Genomic DNA, 17135 nt, shown 5'->3' on the forward strand with positions numbered 1-17135 from the left:
GGCATGGCCCGGGCACAACGCCGTGCATGGCTGAGGCCGTTCGCGGCCGCGCGCCTGCAAGCGATGTCACCGCCGTCAAATCGGTGATGCCACGGGCGGCCATCCTCTCCGAATTCTGGCTTGCCTTGGATCGCCCACCTTGCCCTGTCCCCACGCAGCAGGCTGCATTCACAAACGTCAAAGTTCCCGCTAGCATCAACCGGGTCAGGCAGGGGGCCGGCTCAAGATGTCATCGCACTGGATGCCAAGCGCCATATGGGTGCTGTTGGCTTGCGCCGGGAAAGGCAACGCGTCAGCGCAGGAAACGCCTGTGGAATCGCCAGTTCCGCATGTCGTTCAGGCCGATGCGACAGCAAAACCCATTGTGATTCCCGACGGCACATCCGTGCGCGTCGAGGTCGCGGAGTCACTCAATTCCTCCGTTCTCAAACGGGGAGACACGTTCAAGCTGATCCTGGCCGAACCCATCGTCATTGATGGTCTGGAGGTCGTGCCTGCCGGCACGCCCGGTATCGGACAGATCACCCATGCAGCGGCAGCACGAGGCGGCGGCGCTCCCGGTGAGTTGCTCATTGCCGCCCGTTCGCTGGAAACGGCCGATGGCCCGGTGCTCCTGCGCGGCTTCAAGCTCGGCGCAACCGGCGATGACAACAGCGGCATGGCCTTGGGCATCTCCACCGCCATTGGCCCCTTCGCCATGTTCATTCGTGGCCGGGAGATCGTGATACCCGCAGGTACCCGCGGTATCGCCAAGATCAAGGCACCACCTGCCGCCCCATCCCTGTAACGCAACCTTCGCCGGACGTTCCGGCATGATCAACGGAGTAATTCAATGCGAGTACGTTTGTGCGCAACCCTGCTCTCGGCAGGCCTGCTGCTCCCGGTTGCGGCTTCCGCTCAGGACGCTGGCGACAACGCCACCACGCCGCCGGCCACTGCCGATGACAGCACCGTTGCCGCGCAGCCAGTGGATGCTCCCCAGCCCGCCCTCTCGACCGCGCCCGCTGCCGACGCCAGCCCGGCTGCTGCACCGGGCATGATCGGCCCGGCACCTGCCGACAAGGCTCAGATCGTGTTCTTCCGTCCGTCAAAGTTCACCGGCGGCGCGATCGGCTTCAAGGTCCGCGAAGGCGAGCAGGAACTGGGCAAGCTGCGCAGCGGCAACTACTTCATCCATCTGGCCGAACCGGGCACGCACGAATACACCGTGCATTCGGAGGCAAAGGACGTACTTTCGCTGGAGGTGGAAGAAGGCGAAACCTACTACGTGCAGGGCACGATCACGATGGGCGTGTTCGCCGGTCGGCCGAACCTGTCTCCCTCTGACGTCGCTACGTTCGACGGCATGGCTGACAAGCTGAAGCTGCGCGAGTAAGCCATTGCAACAACGGAGCGGCGGCACGCCCCGCTCCGTTCAATGTCCGATCCTTGGACTCCTGCCATTCAACGGCAGGCAGCGCCTTCAAGCTTCAGCCTTGCCGAATACGCCGGCAATGCCGCCAGACGCCCGGCGGCGGCCTGGGCTTTGGCGTCTTCCAGATACACGCGGTTCTGGCCCTGGCCGTCCAATGCTACCTGCTGCCCGGCCGGCTTGCGCCACACTTCAATCAATGCCTGCTGCGTGCTGCACGCCGCTGAAGGCACCCGCACCACTTCATTGAGCTTCCAACCAGCGGTTTCGCTCGGGTTGACCTTGGCCTGGTCCAGGAACACCGCGCGCGGCTGGCATTGCGCGCTGGTACGTACCAGCTGCATGTCATAGGGCTGTGCGCTGTCGCCGGTGAAACGGCCTTCGATGCGGGTACAGGCTTCGGGAATCTGCCGCACGCTGTGCAACGCACCATCGGCCTGTGCACTGGCCGCCGGCCGTTCGATCTCGGGTTTGGCATCGGCCGCAAGCGTCGACAGCGGCAACGCCGTCAGCAGAACCAGGGAAAAGGCGGCTTTCATCGGTGACGCTCCATCTCGACAAGCTGCCGACGTTGCCAGTTTCGTGCTGAACGTCCCGGCAAGACCGCGCGCAGCTGGCGGTGGAGACAGCTGCCAGTCATACTCGGCCCGCTCCAGGATTGTTTGAACACAGCGACACGTACCACAGCCGCTCGCGGCCCCGGGTCTGTTCAAGTGCTTCGTTACGCCCGGCGTGTCCCCGCTTCATCCACTGCTGGATGGCATCCATCAACGCTGGAGGGGTCATGCTCGAACAGTACGGTCTTGTGCTTTCGCTTGTCTGCGCCGCTGTCGCCATCGTCTACGGCATCATTTCGGCCCAATGGGTCCTACGACAACCTGCCGGCAATGCCCGCATGCAGGAAATCGCCTCCGCCATCCAGGAAGGCGCGCGGGCCTATCTCAACCGCCAGTACCTGACCATCGCCGTCGCCGGCGTGGTGCTGTTCTTCCTGGTCGGTTACTTCCTCAGCTGGTACACCGCCATCGGCTTTGCCATTGGTGCGGTGCTGTCCGGTGCGGCCGGCTACATCGGCATGAACGTCTCGGTGCGCGCCAACGTGCGTACCGCAGAAGCCGCTCGCAAGGGCATCAGCGCGGCGATGGACGTGGCCTTCCGGGGCGGTGCGATCACCGGCATGCTGGTGGTTGGACTGGGCCTGCTGGGCGTGGCCGGTTACTACATGCTGTTGCAGCGCCTGGGCCTGAGCCAGGCCGACAACCTGCATGCGCTGGTTGGATTGGCATTCGGCAGTTCGTTGATTTCGATCTTCGCGCGACTGGGCGGCGGCATCTTCACCAAGGGCGCGGACGTGGGCGCGGACCTGGTCGGCAAGGTGGAAGCCGGCATCCCCGAGGACGACCCGCGCAACCCGGCAGTGATCGCCGACAACGTCGGTGACAACGTCGGCGACTGCGCCGGCATGGCGGCCGATCTGTTCGAGACCTACGCGGTGACGGTGATCGCCACCATGCTGCTGGGCGGGATGATGATGGCCGAGGTCGGCCGCAATGCGGTGCTGTACCCGCTGGTGCTGGGCGGCGTGTCGATCATCGCCTCGATCATCGGTGCGTTCTTCGTCAAGGTGAAGGCTGGCGGCTCGATCATGGGCGCGCTGTATAAGGGCGTGATCGTCTCCGGGGTGCTGGCGGCCATCGCCTTCTGGCCGGTGACCACGCAGCTGATGGCCGACTCCAGTTACGGCGCCACCAACCTGTACATGTGCGCGTTGATCGGGCTGGTGCTGACTGGCTTGATTGTCTGGATCACCGAGTACTACACCGGCACCCAGTTCAAACCGGTGCAGCACGTGGCACAGGCATCGACCACCGGCCATGGCACCAACATCATCGCCGGCCTCGGCGTCTCGATGAAGTCCACCGCGCTGCCGGTGATCGCGGTGTGTGCGGCGATCTGGGGCGCGTTCCATTTCGGCGGTCTGTACGGCATTGCCACCGCCGCAACGGCGATGTTGTCGATGGCCGGCATGATCGTCGCACTGGATGCTTACGGGCCGATCACTGACAACGCCGGCGGCATTGCCGAGATGGCCGAGCTGCCTTCCGAGATCCGCGCCATCACCGATCCGCTCGACGCGGTGGGCAACACCACCAAGGCGGTGACCAAGGGTTATGCGATTGGCTCGGCGGCACTGGCGGCGCTGGTGCTGTTTGCCGACTACACGCACAACCTGCAGATCGCCAACCCGGGTGAGACATTCGCGTTTGATCTATCCGACCACACGGTGATCATCGGCCTGCTGATCGGCGGCCTGATTCCCTATCTGTTCGGTGCGATGGCGATGGAGGCGGTGGGCCGCGCCGCCGGTGCGGTGGTGGAGGAAGTACGCCGCCAGTTCCGCGACATCCCCGGCATCATGCAGGGCACCGGCAAGCCGCAGTACGACAAGGCCGTGGACATGCTGACCCGCTCGGCGATCAAGGAAATGATCGTGCCATCGCTGCTGCCGGTCGCGGTGCCGGTGGTGGTTGGGCTGGTCCTCGGGCCGAAGGCACTGGGCGGGTTGTTGATCGGCACCATCGTTACCGGCCTGTTCGTGGCCATCTCGATGACCACCGGCGGCGGTGCCTGGGACAACGCCAAGAAATACATCGAGGATGGTCATTTCGGCGGCAAGGGCAGCGAGGCCCACAAGGCTGCGGTGACCGGCGATACCGTGGGTGACCCGTACAAGGACACGGCGGGCCCGGCGATCAATCCGCTGATCAAGATCATCAATATCGTGGCGTTGCTGCTGGTGCCGCTGCTGTAGCTCACACAGCGGCCCTCACTCCACCCCCTCTCCCGTCAGCGGGAGAGGGGCTTCATTGCGCCATGTGCTGGGCTTCAGCGCGGATGCTTCACTGCGTACACCCTGCCGCTACGGCCGCCACCGCAATAGAACAGGTCGCCACCGTCGGCCTCCAGGCCGCTGACGCTGATGCCGGCTGGCATCTGCAGGCGCTCCAGCACCGCACCCGTTTCCGGATCGATGTGGCGGATGTCGCTCTCATCGCCTTCACCGGTGGCATGCCACAGCTCGCCATCCACCCAGGTCACGCCGGTGACAAAACGATCCGATTCGATCGTGCGCAGGATCGCTCCGTTGGCGGGATCAATCTGATGGATCTTGCGCTCGCGGTACTGTCCCACCCACAGGCTGCCCTCGGCCCATGCCATGCCGGAATCGGCACCAGCACCGGGCGCGGGAATCGAAGACAACACCTCGCCGCTGCGCGGATCAATCTTGTCGATGCGTGCTTCGGCGATCTGGTAGAGGTGCGTACCGTCGAACGCGGTACCGGCGTCGCAGGCCAACGCCAGCGTGCGTACCGCCTCGCCGTCGCGTGGGTCGAAGGCCACCAGCGCCGCGCCGGTGGCGGCCCAGACGTTCTGTCCGTCGAAGCTGACGCCGTTGACGCGATCCGACCCGGCGAACGGACCGTACTCGCGTAGCACGTCGGCCGGGCGCACCTTTGTCGCTGCCCTTGCGGGGCTCAGGGTTTCCGTATTCATCGCTGCAATCTCCTGGCATTCCGGGATTCGGTGCCTGCCAACGACACTAGTCAATCGGCAGCGCGGCAGGGAGTAACAAGATCGTCGTGAATCCGGTCAGCGGCATGGAGCGCCAGCGCTGCGCGCGTCCACGCCCACTCGAACGCACCCGACCGGCAGTTTCCAGTTCCACCAGTGCACGCTGCACGCTGCGTTGGCTGGTACCCAGCGCCAGGGCCAGCGCCGACGTGGACCAGCCCGCACCATCGGCAAGCAACGCGGCCAGTGCCGCCTGCTCACCTTCGATCGGCGGTGCCAACACGATCACTTTGGTTGCCATGCGTGGCAGCAGGCCGAAGCCATCCACCGTGGCTTCGATGCGGGCCTCTGCGGCGATCAGTGCGCGCAGGCGGCCGATCTCCACCCGCAGGCGCGCGCGAAGCGTTTCATCGCAATGGCGCATCCCGAACACCTGCCGGATCAATGCATCACGCTCGACTGCTGCCGGCCAGGCCTCGGCCAGCGCGCGGGCCAAGGCGAACAACACCGGGCGCCTTGCCAGCGACTGCCAGCGCTCACCGACCCGGATGCCCCGCCTGCACGCATCCACGATCAACGCACCGGATTGCAGCACGACCAACACCTGATCGATGCGCAGCGGTTGATCCATGCCCGCACTGACGCAACGCGCGGCCGGTTGATCCAGCTTGGCGCAGGCATCCTCAACCTCCACCTGCAACGGCGGAATCCCCGCAGCCGCAGCCGCAACGCGCGCGCGTTCCAGTGCCTCGCGGGCCGTTGTGACCTGCAACTGACGCAATGCCAAGACTGCCGCCGTCAGCCCTGCCATCGCCGCCAATGCGGCAGGCATCGGCCTGCCGTCGAGTCTGGCCAGGGCGTCCGCAGCGTCCTGCAGTTTGCCCAGCAACAACAGCCGGCGCGCCAGGATCAGCCAGGCCTGCAATGCATTGGCATGATCGCCACGCGCTTCCAGCAGCATGCCGATGGCCAGCAAGGGCCGCGTCGAACCGCCGAGCTCGCGCATCGCCAGCGCCACTTCGGCTTCGGCCAGGCCGCAACGCGCACGCGCCAGTACCTCATGCGCATCGAATCCAGCCCGCGCGCGCCGCAGCAACTCACGTGCACGCGCCAGATCGCCAAGCTGGGCCATCGCAATTCCGCGCAGGGCCAGCGCCGAGGGATCGTCACGCAATGCAACGTGCTTGAGCGCAACCAGGACATTGCCTTCGGCAAGCGCGCGTGCGGAGGCTGCAATCAGGGAATCCATGCCGGCAGGCTACCCGCCTGCGCCCAGGCCTGCATCGCACCCCGGGACGCGCCCACCTGCGGTCGGCCAGTGCCACGCAGACCGGAGGTTGGCCCAAACCCGGGATGCCAAAGCAGCCTGCCCCCTTTCCCGCAATGGAGAAGGGCTCTGGGAGCCGCGCTTGCCGCCACAGCTCACCCCTTCGGGACGCGCAACCGTCGTCCCGAAGGGGTGCCGGGGGTCAGCGCGCAGACCCGAGGTGGCTGGAAGCGGCCGGCGCAGCACCCCAAAGCCGCGCCAAACCATTGTTAGGACAGCAGAAACGCCCACCATGGAGCCTGCCCATCGTTTCCTGTATGGGCGGCTTGATGCGGCGCAATAACGGCAGGCGTAGAATGTGCGGTTTCCCTACACATCACGCATCGGAGTCAGCGCAATGGGCCTGAAACTGGTCTCGCCGGGCAAGAACCCGCCGGAAGAAATCAACGTCATCGTCGAGATCCCGAAGGATTCGGAGCCGGTGAAGTACGAAATGGACAAGGAAAGCGGCGCGATCTTCGTCGACCGCATCCTGTCCACCCCGATGCGCTACCCCTGCAACTACGGCTTCGTGCCGCAGACCCTGTGCGGCGACGGCGACCCGGCCGACGTGCTGGTGGTGCTGCCGCTGCCGCTGGTGCCGGGCTCGGTGGTCCGTTGCCGTCCGGTCGGCGTACTGAAGATGAGCGACGAAGCCGGCAGCGACGAGAAGATCCTCGCCGTTCCGGTGGCCAAGATCTTCAACGGCTACGCCCACGTGGAAGACATCCAGCACGTGTCCAGCCACTGGCTGGAGCGCATTGGCCACTTCTTCGAGCACTACAAGGACCTGGAAAAGGGCAAGTGGGTCAAGATCGAAGGCTGGGGCGATGCCGCCGAAGCCAAGAAGATCCTGGTCGAAGCCCACCAGTCCTACCTGGCGACGCAGCCGCAGGAAGGCTGAACGCCAGCAGCGCGCGGCCCGTAACCGGCAACCGCGCGCAGCGACAGCGATCACGTTTCACCCGCACGGGACATGACCCGTTGCCAGCTATTCGCTACATTCTCAGGCCGGTCATCCGGCCTGTTTTGTATGTGGCCGGGCGTTCCACCAAGGGGAAGTGTCTTGCGAATTCTGTTAGTCGGCGGCCAGGCCAATCTGTCCGCCGAATTGCGTGCGTACATTGGCGACCTGGGCGAGGAATGGGAGCTGCAATCGGTCCCCGATGGCAGTGCCGCCATCGTCGCCGTTGCCTCGGCGACGATAGACGCGGTCATCACCGCTTCGTCCCTGCCGGACCTCTCGCCGGTCACCCTGCTGGGGCAGATCCGCACCCTGCGCCCGGAAACCATCCGCATCGCCCTGATCGATGGTGAAAGCAGCCAGCGCGTCCCCTCGGCCCGCATCATCGGCCTGGCCCACCGCTTCCTGCCGCTGCCGCTGCCCCCGGAAGTGCTGCTGGAAGCGCTGACCAGCCTGGAGGAGCTGCGCGAGCTGCTGGACGGCCAACGCCTGCGCGCGGCCATCGGCCGCATCGAGAAGCTGCCTTCACCGCCGCATCTGTACCTGAGCCTGATGCACGCGCTGGAAGAGGACGAAGACAGCAACGCGGCCGACATCGCCAATCTGGTGGCGGCCGATCCGGCCATCGCGGCCAAGGTGCTGCAGCTGTCCAACTCGGCGTTCTTCAACAACGGCCGCTCGATCGCCGACCTGCGTGGTGCGGTGACGCGGCTGGGTCTTTCCACGCTGCGCGATCTGGTCCTGGCCAGCGAGGTGTTCGCCCTGCCCGGCATGTCCGGCAACGAGCGCAATGCGCTGCAGTCACGCGCACTGCTGGCATCGCGGCTGGCGGCAAAGATGCTGCCCGCCGCGAGCGCCGAACTCGGTGCCACCGCCGCGCTGCTGGCCGACATCGGCCTGCTGCTGACTGGCGTGCGCGACGAGCGCGCGCCGGCCGAACCCGGCGACGACCGGCCCGGCCACGCAGAGGCCGGTGCCTACCTGCTGGGCCTGTGGGGCCTGCCGATGCCGATCATCGAAGCGGTGGCCTTCCAGCTGCAGCCGGCGCGTTCGAACGTGCGCAGCTTCTGGGTGGCCGGTGCCGTGCATGTGGCCACCGCGCTGGCGTCAGGCCATGCCGTGGACGAGGACTATCTCGCACGCACCGGCATGCTGCCCAAGCTTGAACAGTGGCGCGAAATGGCCGAGGAAATGATGGGCATGCGCGTCGAGGCGTGAGCCAACGCCACGATTGCGGGATGACAACGGCCGCCGAGTGCGGCCGTTGTGCTGTCTGGCCTGGCCGATGGAGCGCGCTCGGGACTTCTCCGGAGCGGCCCATGCTGAGCATGGCTCGGCACTACAGGCATGCAGCACCGTCGCTCAGGTAGAGCGCAGCCACGCTGCACTGGGGACCTCTCCGGCACGGCCTATGCCGAGCATGGGCTCGGCACTACAGGCATGCAGCACCGTCGCTCAGGTAGAGCGCAGCCAAGCTGCGCTGGAGATTCCTCCGGTACACCCGATGCCGAGCATGGCTCGGCACTACATCAGACATGCAGCACCGTCGCTCAGATAGAGCGCAGCCACGCTGCGCTGGGGACTTCCGTGGCACGGCCAATGCCGGGCATGGCTCGGCAACACGGATTGCCGACGCCCTTGTCGGGGTCGGCCGCCGCTCTCGTCCGACATTGAAACAAAGAAAAAGGGTGGGCCTTGCGGCCCACCCTTTGTCGTGTTGCACAGAACTTCGATGGATCAGAAGCGCTGGGTGTACTTCATGTACATGAAACGACCGATATCGAAGCCACCGTAGTACGGGAAGCTCGAGTTCGGTGCCGAGAACATGATCGGACCTTCGTGGTTGAACAGGTTGTTCGCACCGATGGCCACGGTCGCATCCCACGGCGCCTTCCAGCTGACCTGCAGGTCGTGGAAGGTGTTGGAACCGGTCTTGCGGATGGCATCGGCTTCGCCGTTGGCCATGTGATCCGGCTCGGTGCAAGGACGGTTGGTGACGCAGCTTTCCTTCATACCCGAGTAGTAACGGGCCATGTAGGACACGCCGAAGTCGCCCTTCTCCCAGTTCACGCCCACGTTCGAACGCACGCGGAACAGACCGGCTTCGCCAACGCGACCGATGGTGATGTTGTCACCGGCGCTGTTCTGGCCCTGCTCGTCGTAGCTGGACAGGTAGCTGGTCTGCCAGTCGATGCTGAAGTTACCCACGGCCAGTTCCGGCAGGCGGTACTTGACGCCCAGGTCGTAACCTTCGGTCTTCATCTCGCCCAGGTTGGCCAGGCCGTAGTTCATGGCACTGATGTGGCCATCCGAAGCGCGGGTGACGCCTTCGCAACGAGCAGCATTGCCCAGCACGTAGCAGTCACGCAGGATGCGGTCGACGCTGTCAGCGATGATCATGTCGCTGATTTCGTAGCGGTACCAATCCAGCGAGATGTCCAGGCCCTGCACCCAACGCGGGCTCCACACCAGACCAACGGTCTTGCTGGTGGAGGTTTCCGGCTTCAGGTTCGGGTTTGCGCCCGAGATGAACTGGTCCGGAGTAGCGCACGGGTACGAGGTGCACGGCACCATGCCCTGGCCGAGCTGGGTGTAACCCACCGGCACGCCGGCAGCGGAACAGGCAGCATTGCCGTTGACGCTGTTGGTGGCGCCGATGCCGCACGGGTCGGTGTACGACTCGAAGCTACTGTTCACGCCGCCGTACAGATCGTCGATCGTCGGAGCGCGGAAGCCCTCGGCGTAGGTACCACGAACCAGCAGCTCGCCCAGCGGACGCCACACGAAGCCGAACTTCGAGTTGATGGTGTCGCCGAAGTTGCTGTAGTCCGAGTAACGGCTGGCAACGTTGAAGCTCAGTTCCTTGGCGAACGGCATGTCAGCCAGCACCGGGATGTTCAGCTCCAGGTACACCTCGTCCAGGTCGTACTTGCCCGAGGTGGTGGTCGACGCCAGGCCGGTGCTCTGGCCCGACTGCGCGAACGCGTCCGGAACATAGCGGCCCTGCTCTTCACGGTGCTCAACGCCCATGGCGAAGCCCAGGTCACCGGCCGGCAGGGTCACGATCGAGCCTGCCAGGTTGGCGGTGAAGCTGGTGGTCTTGGTGACACCGGTGTTGGTGTATTCCGGGAACAGGAAAGCCTGCGTGGCGGCATCGGCCAGCGAGCCCGGGCCAGCAACGCCGTACGGCAGCAGCGGGTTCCACGGACGGCAGTCGCTCAGCGGCACCGGCTTGGCGGAGGTACCGCACTGGGCCACGCCGTCAGCGTTGATGAACGATGCACCCAGGGCCTGCTGCGAAGCGATCAGGCTCATGTCGCCACGGCTGCGCTTGACAGATTCGTTGCGGTTCCACAGTGCGCCCACGTCCCAGTCAAAGGTGCGGCCGGCGAACTCGAAGTAGCCTTCGATGCTCGGGGCAAAGCGCAGGGTCTTGAGCTGGCTTTCGGTGGTACGCGGCATTTCCCACAGGCGACGACGGAAGGTCGTGTCGGTGGCGTTCGGGTTGAACGCGCTGTCAGCCGACAGCGGGGTGCCGAACGAGGCGGACTGGTACGGGTAGCCAGCGATCTGCTGATCCGTGGTGCGCTCGTTGTAGATCACATCGGCGTTGAACGTGATCGTGTCGGTCAGGTCGTAGTTGCCGTTGACGTACAGCGACTTGCGCTCGATACCGGTCAGGACGCTCATCTGCTCGTTCGCGTTGACCGAGTCAGCAGCGGTCTGCAGACGGTAGTCAGCACGGTTGGTCGGATCGCCGCCTTCCTTCAGGGTGTACCAGAGCACGTCCTTGTTATCGACGTAGCCCGGCTCGCCCTTCTTGATGCCCGGGGTTGCGCAGGGGTCGCAGAACGAACCCTTTTCGTTGATCGGGCTGGCGCCGGAACCCGGGTAGTTCGGGCCGGCATTGCCGTAGGCGCTGAAATCGCGATCCTTGGCCATCACCGGCTTGGCCTTGTAGTACTCGGCCGACATGGTGATGCCGCCGCGCTCGCCTTCGGTGCCCAGGGTCATCGAGTACTGGGTGGTCTCGCCGTCGCCTTCGCCGTACTGGCCGACATAGACGTTGGCTTCAGCGCCGCTGAAACGCTTGCGGGTGATCACGTTGACCACGGCAGCGATGGCGTCCGAACCGTAGATGGCCGAAGCGCCGTCCTTCAGGATTTCGATGCGCTCAACCGCGCCCATCGGGATCTGGCTCAGATCCTGATAGCCGGCGGTGGTGGCGCCCAGGCGCTTGCCGTTCATCAACACCAGGGTGCGCTGTGCGCCCAGGTTACGGATGTCGACGTAGTAGCCGCCCACGTTCTCGCCCGAAGCCAGCGACTCCGAACGCGAGATGGCCGGGGAGCCAGCCGAGGTCAGGTTCTGCAGCACGTCGGCGACCGAGGTGAAGCCCTGCTTTTCCAGGTTCTCACGGCTCAGGGTCAGGATCGGCTGCTGGGTTTCCATGTCAGCGCCGCGAATACGCGAACCGGTGACTTCCAGACGATCCAGGGTGGTGGCACCGGCAGCGGTGTCCTGCGCCGACGCAAAAGCGGGGGTCAACGCAATCGCGATGCCAGCCGGGAGCAAGCCCAACCGCACTGCGGGAGTACGAAACTTCATCAATCTCTCCAGTAACGTTAGTGGTGTGTTAAACACCCCTGAACGTTACGTTCACACTGATGCAATTGGTTTGCGCGATACGTCCTTCAACTTTGCCGAGTCTGGCCTGAGCTGTTCAGGGGCTTCGCGATAACGCGTTGCCGAGGTGCCAAAACGTGCACGAAATGCACGAGCAAAGCTGCAACAGTTGTCAAAACCACTGGCAGAAGCCACTTCGCCGATCATCATGTCGGTATCGCGCAACAGCATCGCCGCACGCTCCAGTCGCAACCTTGCCGACAGCGACTGCGGGCTTTCTTCATACAGGCTCTGGAAGGTTTTGGACAGATACCAGCTGGAGAAATTGGTCAGCTCTGCGAGTTCGCCGATGCGCACCACGCGGTGACTGTTGCCTTCCAGATACATGCGCGCGCGCTGCATGCGGCCGAACACCTGGCGCTTGCGCATGCGCGAGCGGCCCGGGCAGCGCTGCACGCCCACCGACAGCTCACGCTGCAGCGAAGCCAGGTGCAACAGCAGCGGACGCAGTTGGTGGATGGTGCTGCCCGGCCCCTGCGCTTCGCGCCACAGGCGCAGCGCCAGCCGCGCTTCGCCCAGGCTCATGCGCCCACGGCCGGCATAGACGCCGCAATCGGCCAGCGTGCCGAGCATGCGCAACGCTTCGGCATCCAGACTCACGCCAATGCACATGCCATCGCGGCCAGCCTGGATCAGCGGACGTGATTCCTTCTCGAAAGCAATCCATTCGCGCTGACGCAGACGGAACTTGCCTTCCTTGGATTCCACCCACGCGGTACCGCGCAGCTGCAGCCACACGGTGAACACGGTGCCGGAAGTCTGCAGGCTACCCAGCCGGGCAACGCCCACGCAGCAGGGACGCGGCGCGTCCTCCGCCTTTTCGAACGACACCGACTGACCGCGATCCACCCAGGAAACCTGACGCATGCTGCACACCATCTATTTGCCTTCAACAGGGCGATGGTTTTGCCAAGTTTGGCTGGCAACGTCAGGAAGATCCTGCGAGATTGCTCCGAAAGATTCCGGAAAGCCGTTACGAAAGAACCACGAAAGCACTTTTCCTAATCAGGAGAACCACTTGGCCACGCCCATGATGCGCCGGGGCGCACGCTTGGGCAGTCGCATCACACCGATATCGCCACCGTCAGCAATTGCCAGCGCAACGAAAACCGCACTGCCATCCGGCGCCAGGCTCAAGCCATTGCTGGAACTGGCACGCTCGGCATCCAGGCATTGCGCGGCACGATTGTGAACCAGCGAACTGAACTGGCTGGCGCAGCCCTTGCCGATGTGCAGGTAGCCCACGGTGCCATCGGCAGCCAGGGCCCAGGTGCGATAGCGCCAGCGGGTCGGCAGTTCCGGATTCAAGGCCTTCACGCTGCCCGGCGCCAGACCCGGATCGATCTGCCACAACCCTGCATCAGCCAGCCGCGTGAACAACACCCTCTGGCCCACCCGATCCAGCCGCGCCTGTGACACGCCTTCGACCGATGCCAGAGGTTTCCACGGCGACTGGCTGCGGTCGAACAACGTCAGCTGCATGCGCTCGGCATCATCACGCTCCACCACCAGCACGGTATTCGGCTGTGGCCCGTAGAGCGCCTGCAATGGTTCGCGTCCGGTACTGGGCAACTTCTTCCAATGGCCATCTTCGGGAGTCACTTCGTAGATGCCTGGCGCACCTTGCTCATCGCGGCCGATCACCAGCAGGCTGCGCCCATCCCCCGACCAGTCCATCGGCTGCCGCGCCTCCGGTCGCAGGCCTTCGATCACCTGCAACGAATCCGGATCGGACAGACGCCCGGACCACAACGCGAAATTGCCTGAGCGGTCGGACGTGAACGCCAGTCGCTCGCCGTCCGGCGAGATCATCGGCTGCCCATCACGGCCGGACGAGGCAAACAAACGCTGGCGCTCGCCACCGGGCTTGCCCAAGGGGATCCGGAACAACGCGAACTGCGGCTGGTTGCGCATGAACGCAATCATGCCGCCATGCCGTGCGACGGCGGGGCTCTGCGCATCGTCCACGCCCATGTCGCGCAGCAGCCGCGTGGCCACGTCCAGCCGATACAACCGCGATTCGCTGTCCACGCCACGCGCGAACACCATCTCGTCAACGCTCAACCAGCCCCAACCGCGAATCTCCGCCGCATCATTGGTCAAGCGCGTCGCCTTGCTGCCATCGGCGTCCATCATCCACAGATCGCCCACCTGCGGATTGCGCACGAAGCCGATCTTCTGCCCATCCGGCGAGTAGCGTGGTGCGTAGTCGAAATCATCGCCACCCACGTCATAGGACAACGAAGACCAACGCCCCGACTCCAACTCCAGCAGGCGGATGCCACGACTGGCGTAAGTTCCGGTCATCGAACCAAACAACAGGCTGCGCCCGTCCGGCGACCAGTCGAAACTCAACATCTCGGTGCCATCACAACGGGTCGCACGGCGCGCACCCTGACCGGTTGCCGATACCACCAGCACCTCGCAACCACGATGCGGCAGGAAACGCGCGAACGCGATCTGCCGCCCGTCCGGCGACCACACCGGGAAACGATCGGACGCATCGTCCGGCGTTTCCACCAGACGGGTTGGCGCCGCATTGGCCGTGCTCTGCACCCACAAGGTGGAGCGGCCTTCCTCTTCCTTGGCAAACACCACCAACGCACCGTCCGGCGACAGCGCCGGATGGGTTTCAAACGCTGCCGTGGAAGTAATCAACCGATACGGGCGCTCGGGGCTACCGAGCACGCGCGAACTGCTTGCACCGGTTTTGGCTGTTGTCGCATGTGGCACTGCATCGCCACTCATCCACAACAGCCACGCCATCACCACGGTACTGGACAGCAACAGCAGCCCCAACGCGAGGAACGCATAACGCCGCGCACGGCGACGCGACGAACGCGATGCCGCGCTCTCGTGCTGCGCAGCGGGTGCTTCATCGGCGTCTGATGAAGACGATGTACCGGCCTCAGGCGCGGCACCGGCGTCAGTCTCCCACTGCACTGCAGCCAACAAGCGGTAGCCGGTCTTGGCGATGGTTTCGATATACGTGGTGCCGTCACTGTCCGGATCGGCGGCGGCAAACGCCTTGCGCAGCTGGGTGACGGCCTGGGTGAGTACGTCGTTGGTCGGCATGGTGTCCGGCCAGACTTCAGCAAACAACTCATCACGGGTGACAACCTGGCCAGCGTTGCCGACCAATGCAAGCAACACGCCCACGCTCTTGGGGGTAAGCCGCTGCACCTTGCCGGTGCCATCAACGCGGCGAACCTCACGCGAAGAAAGCACCACCACGCACTGCCCGATGCGAAGCCGATCACTTCCCGGCTTTTCGTTGTCGATTGTCACTACCATCGCGATCGGAAGAGGAAATTGCCCAGGAACAAAATCACCACGTCCGTGCGGTGCAAATAAAACATCCAATCGCCAAATCGAGCAAAGCCGCCCAACGCGAAGCGCAAATGTTTCAGCTGGAATGAATATTACTCTATCGATGTTGCCGGTGTACCCACACTGGAAGACATCAGGCTCTCTCTCGCCGACGGAATTCACATAAAAAGCTGCATGATTCGCGCCGCCTGGCGCGATTTTTTTATCTGCGGTTCAGCTTTTTGACGCCTTGTACAAGGTCAGCCCAACCAGTCGCGAAACCACCAAAGCCACGTACATCACGCCTGCAAACTGCTCCAGCATGACCAATGCACGTGCCTGTGGATGCACCGGCACCACGTCACTGAGTCCAACCCCCGACAACAAGCTGAAGCTCAGATAAAGCAACTCCATCCAGCTTCTGAAATCGCCCGTGCTGGTGGCCACGAAACTGGCCGGATACAACTGCTGGCAGACTGAATAGGCGAAAGCAAATCCCCACGCCAACAAGGTGAACGTCGCCCCGGCGGCGAACAATTCATCGCTGGTGACCTTGTGGTCCTGGAGCATGTACGCGATCAGGCTCCAGGCCGTGTAGAAGTACAACAGGCACTCGAACACCTGTGCGGCGGTGGTCAGCGATGGCTGCAACAGCAGTGCGCCACTGATCGAAAAGACCAGCGCCGGAATCGCCAGCACCAGCGCCAGCCACATCCCCAGCGGGCTGCGTCGCACCACCCACACCGACAAGCCCAGCACGATCATCCCGAACGCGCCGAACAACGCCTGGCCGGCCGGCATGTCCTCCATCTTCGGGTACACCAATATTCCCAGCAGCTGCACACCCAGCAACCACGCCGACGGATGTTTGCGTGCAAGCACCAGCCATCTCAAGTGCGGATACATGCGCAACGCGCCTCCCCGATCGTCAGCCACTGAGGCAATGACATTCCCCGTCCCGTATCAGCGGGCGACACCGGGCGCGAAGTACGGATAGGCCTCGAAGATTTTCGCCACCGCCGCATCGATCTGCTCACCGCGGCGCTGCGCGTCCGAACGCCCGACCGTGCCCACCGCCACGCCCTCCCACACCAGCTGCTTGCGACGCACGTCCACCAAGTCGACGTTGAGCGTGCCTTCGGTGTACTGGTGCACATCGGTGCGGTCGCGCCAGTACGGCACCGCGACGTAACCACGTGCGCGGTAGCTGTAGTAATAGTCGTAATCCACTTCCGGCATGCTGGTGACGCGGGTCTTGTCCTGCAGGTAAGCGTTGAGGTTCACCCACAGGTCCGGATTGGCTTCGTCATAGACATAGCCGCGTGCCTGCATCTGCGTGCGCACCGCCGCGCGGATGCGGTTGCTGGTAATGGTGGTGTAACCGTTCTGCTCCAGCGCCAGTGGCGTATAGAACGAGAAGCTGCGGTAACGCGAGAAATCGGCGGACGGATCAACCTGGCTGCTGACACGCGGCGCGCTTGCGCAGGCAGCCAGCAACAACAGCGCGGACACAACGACAAGCCGGAACCCAGTGCGGAACTTCATGGCGGCATCCCCCAGTTTGGACGTCGAAACGCTAGCACGCCGGAGCGTTGGCGGGCGTGTAGGAGTGGTGGGATGACGGAGTGCGATGGTGCCGCCCCTGCTCTTCTGCAGGAGCGGCATAAGCCGCGAAGCCAGCGAAGGCTTCGGCAGCGCACTCGCTGCAATTGCAGACCCCTGGGCTCACGTCAGCGCTCCCAGCTTCGCGGCTTACGCCGCTCCTATACAAGCGAGGGGCTGTGCCTGGATCCGATTCTCCTGTCGCCTGGAAGATTGATGGCTTCGCGGCTGAAGCCGCTCCCGCAACGCGGGGCCATGCGGATAGCGGACATCCGTCGTTGGGA

Annotated in this window: 13 protein-coding genes; 5 read left to right on the forward strand and 8 right to left on the reverse strand. The window is 64.2% G+C overall.

Features of this window, described 5'->3' with window-relative positions; all coding sequences use genetic code 11:
- Window positions 1–310: 310 nt before the first annotated feature.
- Entirely contained in the window at window positions 311–787 is a 477-nt protein-coding gene (locus LR961_RS15020; protein ID WP_232150753.1) for a hypothetical protein, read from the forward strand.
- 45 nt (window positions 788–832) lie between these two features.
- Window positions 833–1375, forward strand: coding sequence for a DUF2846 domain-containing protein (locus tag LR961_RS15025; protein ID WP_232150754.1), 543 nt, complete (start codon window positions 833–835; stop codon window positions 1373–1375).
- Between the two features lie 68 nt (window positions 1376–1443).
- On the opposite strand, the gene LR961_RS15030 is transcribed toward LR961_RS15025, so the two are convergent.
- Window positions 1444–1950: a hypothetical protein gene (locus LR961_RS15030; RefSeq protein ID WP_232150755.1), complete on the reverse strand. Its 507-nt coding sequence runs from the start codon at window positions 1948–1950 to the stop codon at window positions 1444–1446.
- Window positions 1951–2195: 245 nt separating this feature from the next.
- Here LR961_RS15030 and LR961_RS15035 point away from each other — a divergent pair, with 245 nt between their 5' ends.
- Window positions 2196–4223: a sodium-translocating pyrophosphatase gene (locus tag LR961_RS15035; RefSeq protein ID WP_232150756.1), complete on the forward strand. Its 2028-nt coding sequence runs from the start codon at window positions 2196–2198 to the stop codon at window positions 4221–4223.
- Window positions 4224–4297: 74 nt separating this feature from the next.
- Here the strand turns inward: LR961_RS15035 and LR961_RS15040 are convergent, their stop codons facing one another.
- Window positions 4298–4966 carry a glutaminyl-peptide cyclotransferase gene (locus tag LR961_RS15040; RefSeq protein WP_232150757.1) on the reverse strand — a complete coding sequence of 223 codons (669 nt, stop codon included), beginning with the start codon at window positions 4964–4966 and terminating at the stop codon, window positions 4298–4300.
- A 46-nt stretch (window positions 4967–5012) separates the two neighbouring features.
- Window positions 5013–6233 (reverse strand): helix-turn-helix domain-containing protein, encoded by a 1221-nt coding sequence (locus tag LR961_RS15045; protein WP_232150758.1) that lies wholly within the window; start codon window positions 6231–6233, stop codon window positions 5013–5015.
- A 415-nt stretch (window positions 6234–6648) separates the two neighbouring features.
- Between LR961_RS15045 and ppa the strand changes: the two genes are divergently transcribed.
- Both ppa and LR961_RS15055 read left to right on the forward strand, forming a co-directional pair.
- On the forward strand, window positions 6649–7194 hold the full coding sequence (ppa, locus tag LR961_RS15050) for an inorganic diphosphatase (RefSeq protein WP_232150759.1): 546 nt from the start codon (window positions 6649–6651) through the stop codon (window positions 7192–7194).
- A 162-nt stretch (window positions 7195–7356) separates the two neighbouring features.
- Window positions 7357–8472: an HDOD domain-containing protein gene (locus tag LR961_RS15055; protein WP_232150760.1), complete on the forward strand. Its 1116-nt coding sequence runs from the start codon at window positions 7357–7359 to the stop codon at window positions 8470–8472.
- Window positions 8473–8991: 519 nt separating this feature from the next.
- Here the strand turns inward: LR961_RS15055 and LR961_RS15060 are convergent.
- The 5 genes from LR961_RS15060 to LR961_RS15080 all read right to left on the reverse strand — a co-directional run bounded on the left by LR961_RS15060 (window position 8992) and on the right by LR961_RS15080 (window position 16794).
- The gene (locus LR961_RS15060) at window positions 8992–11862 is read right to left on the reverse strand and encodes a TonB-dependent receptor (RefSeq protein WP_232150761.1); all 2871 of its coding nucleotides are present in this window, start codon (window positions 11860–11862) and stop codon (window positions 8992–8994) included.
- Window positions 11863–11913: 51 nt separating this feature from the next.
- On the reverse strand, window positions 11914–12807 hold the full coding sequence (locus LR961_RS15065) for a helix-turn-helix transcriptional regulator (RefSeq protein ID WP_232150762.1): 894 nt from the start codon (window positions 12805–12807) through the stop codon (window positions 11914–11916).
- A gap of 138 nt (window positions 12808–12945) precedes the next feature.
- Complete coding sequence (locus LR961_RS15070; RefSeq protein WP_232150763.1) at window positions 12946–15234, reverse strand: winged helix-turn-helix domain-containing protein; 2289 nt, start codon at window positions 15232–15234, stop codon at window positions 12946–12948.
- 249 nt (window positions 15235–15483) lie between these two features.
- Complete coding sequence (locus LR961_RS15075) at window positions 15484–16155, reverse strand: ion channel (RefSeq protein ID WP_232150764.1); 672 nt, start codon at window positions 16153–16155, stop codon at window positions 15484–15486.
- Window positions 16156–16212: 57 nt separating this feature from the next.
- The gene (locus LR961_RS15080; protein WP_232150765.1) at window positions 16213–16794 is read right to left on the reverse strand and encodes a DUF4136 domain-containing protein; all 582 of its coding nucleotides are present in this window, start codon (window positions 16792–16794) and stop codon (window positions 16213–16215) included.
- Between the last annotated feature and the right edge of the window lie 341 nt (window positions 16795–17135).

The organism is Stenotrophomonas sp. SY1 (assembly GCF_021202945.1).
Lineage (GTDB): Bacteria > Pseudomonadota > Gammaproteobacteria > Xanthomonadales > Xanthomonadaceae > Stenotrophomonas.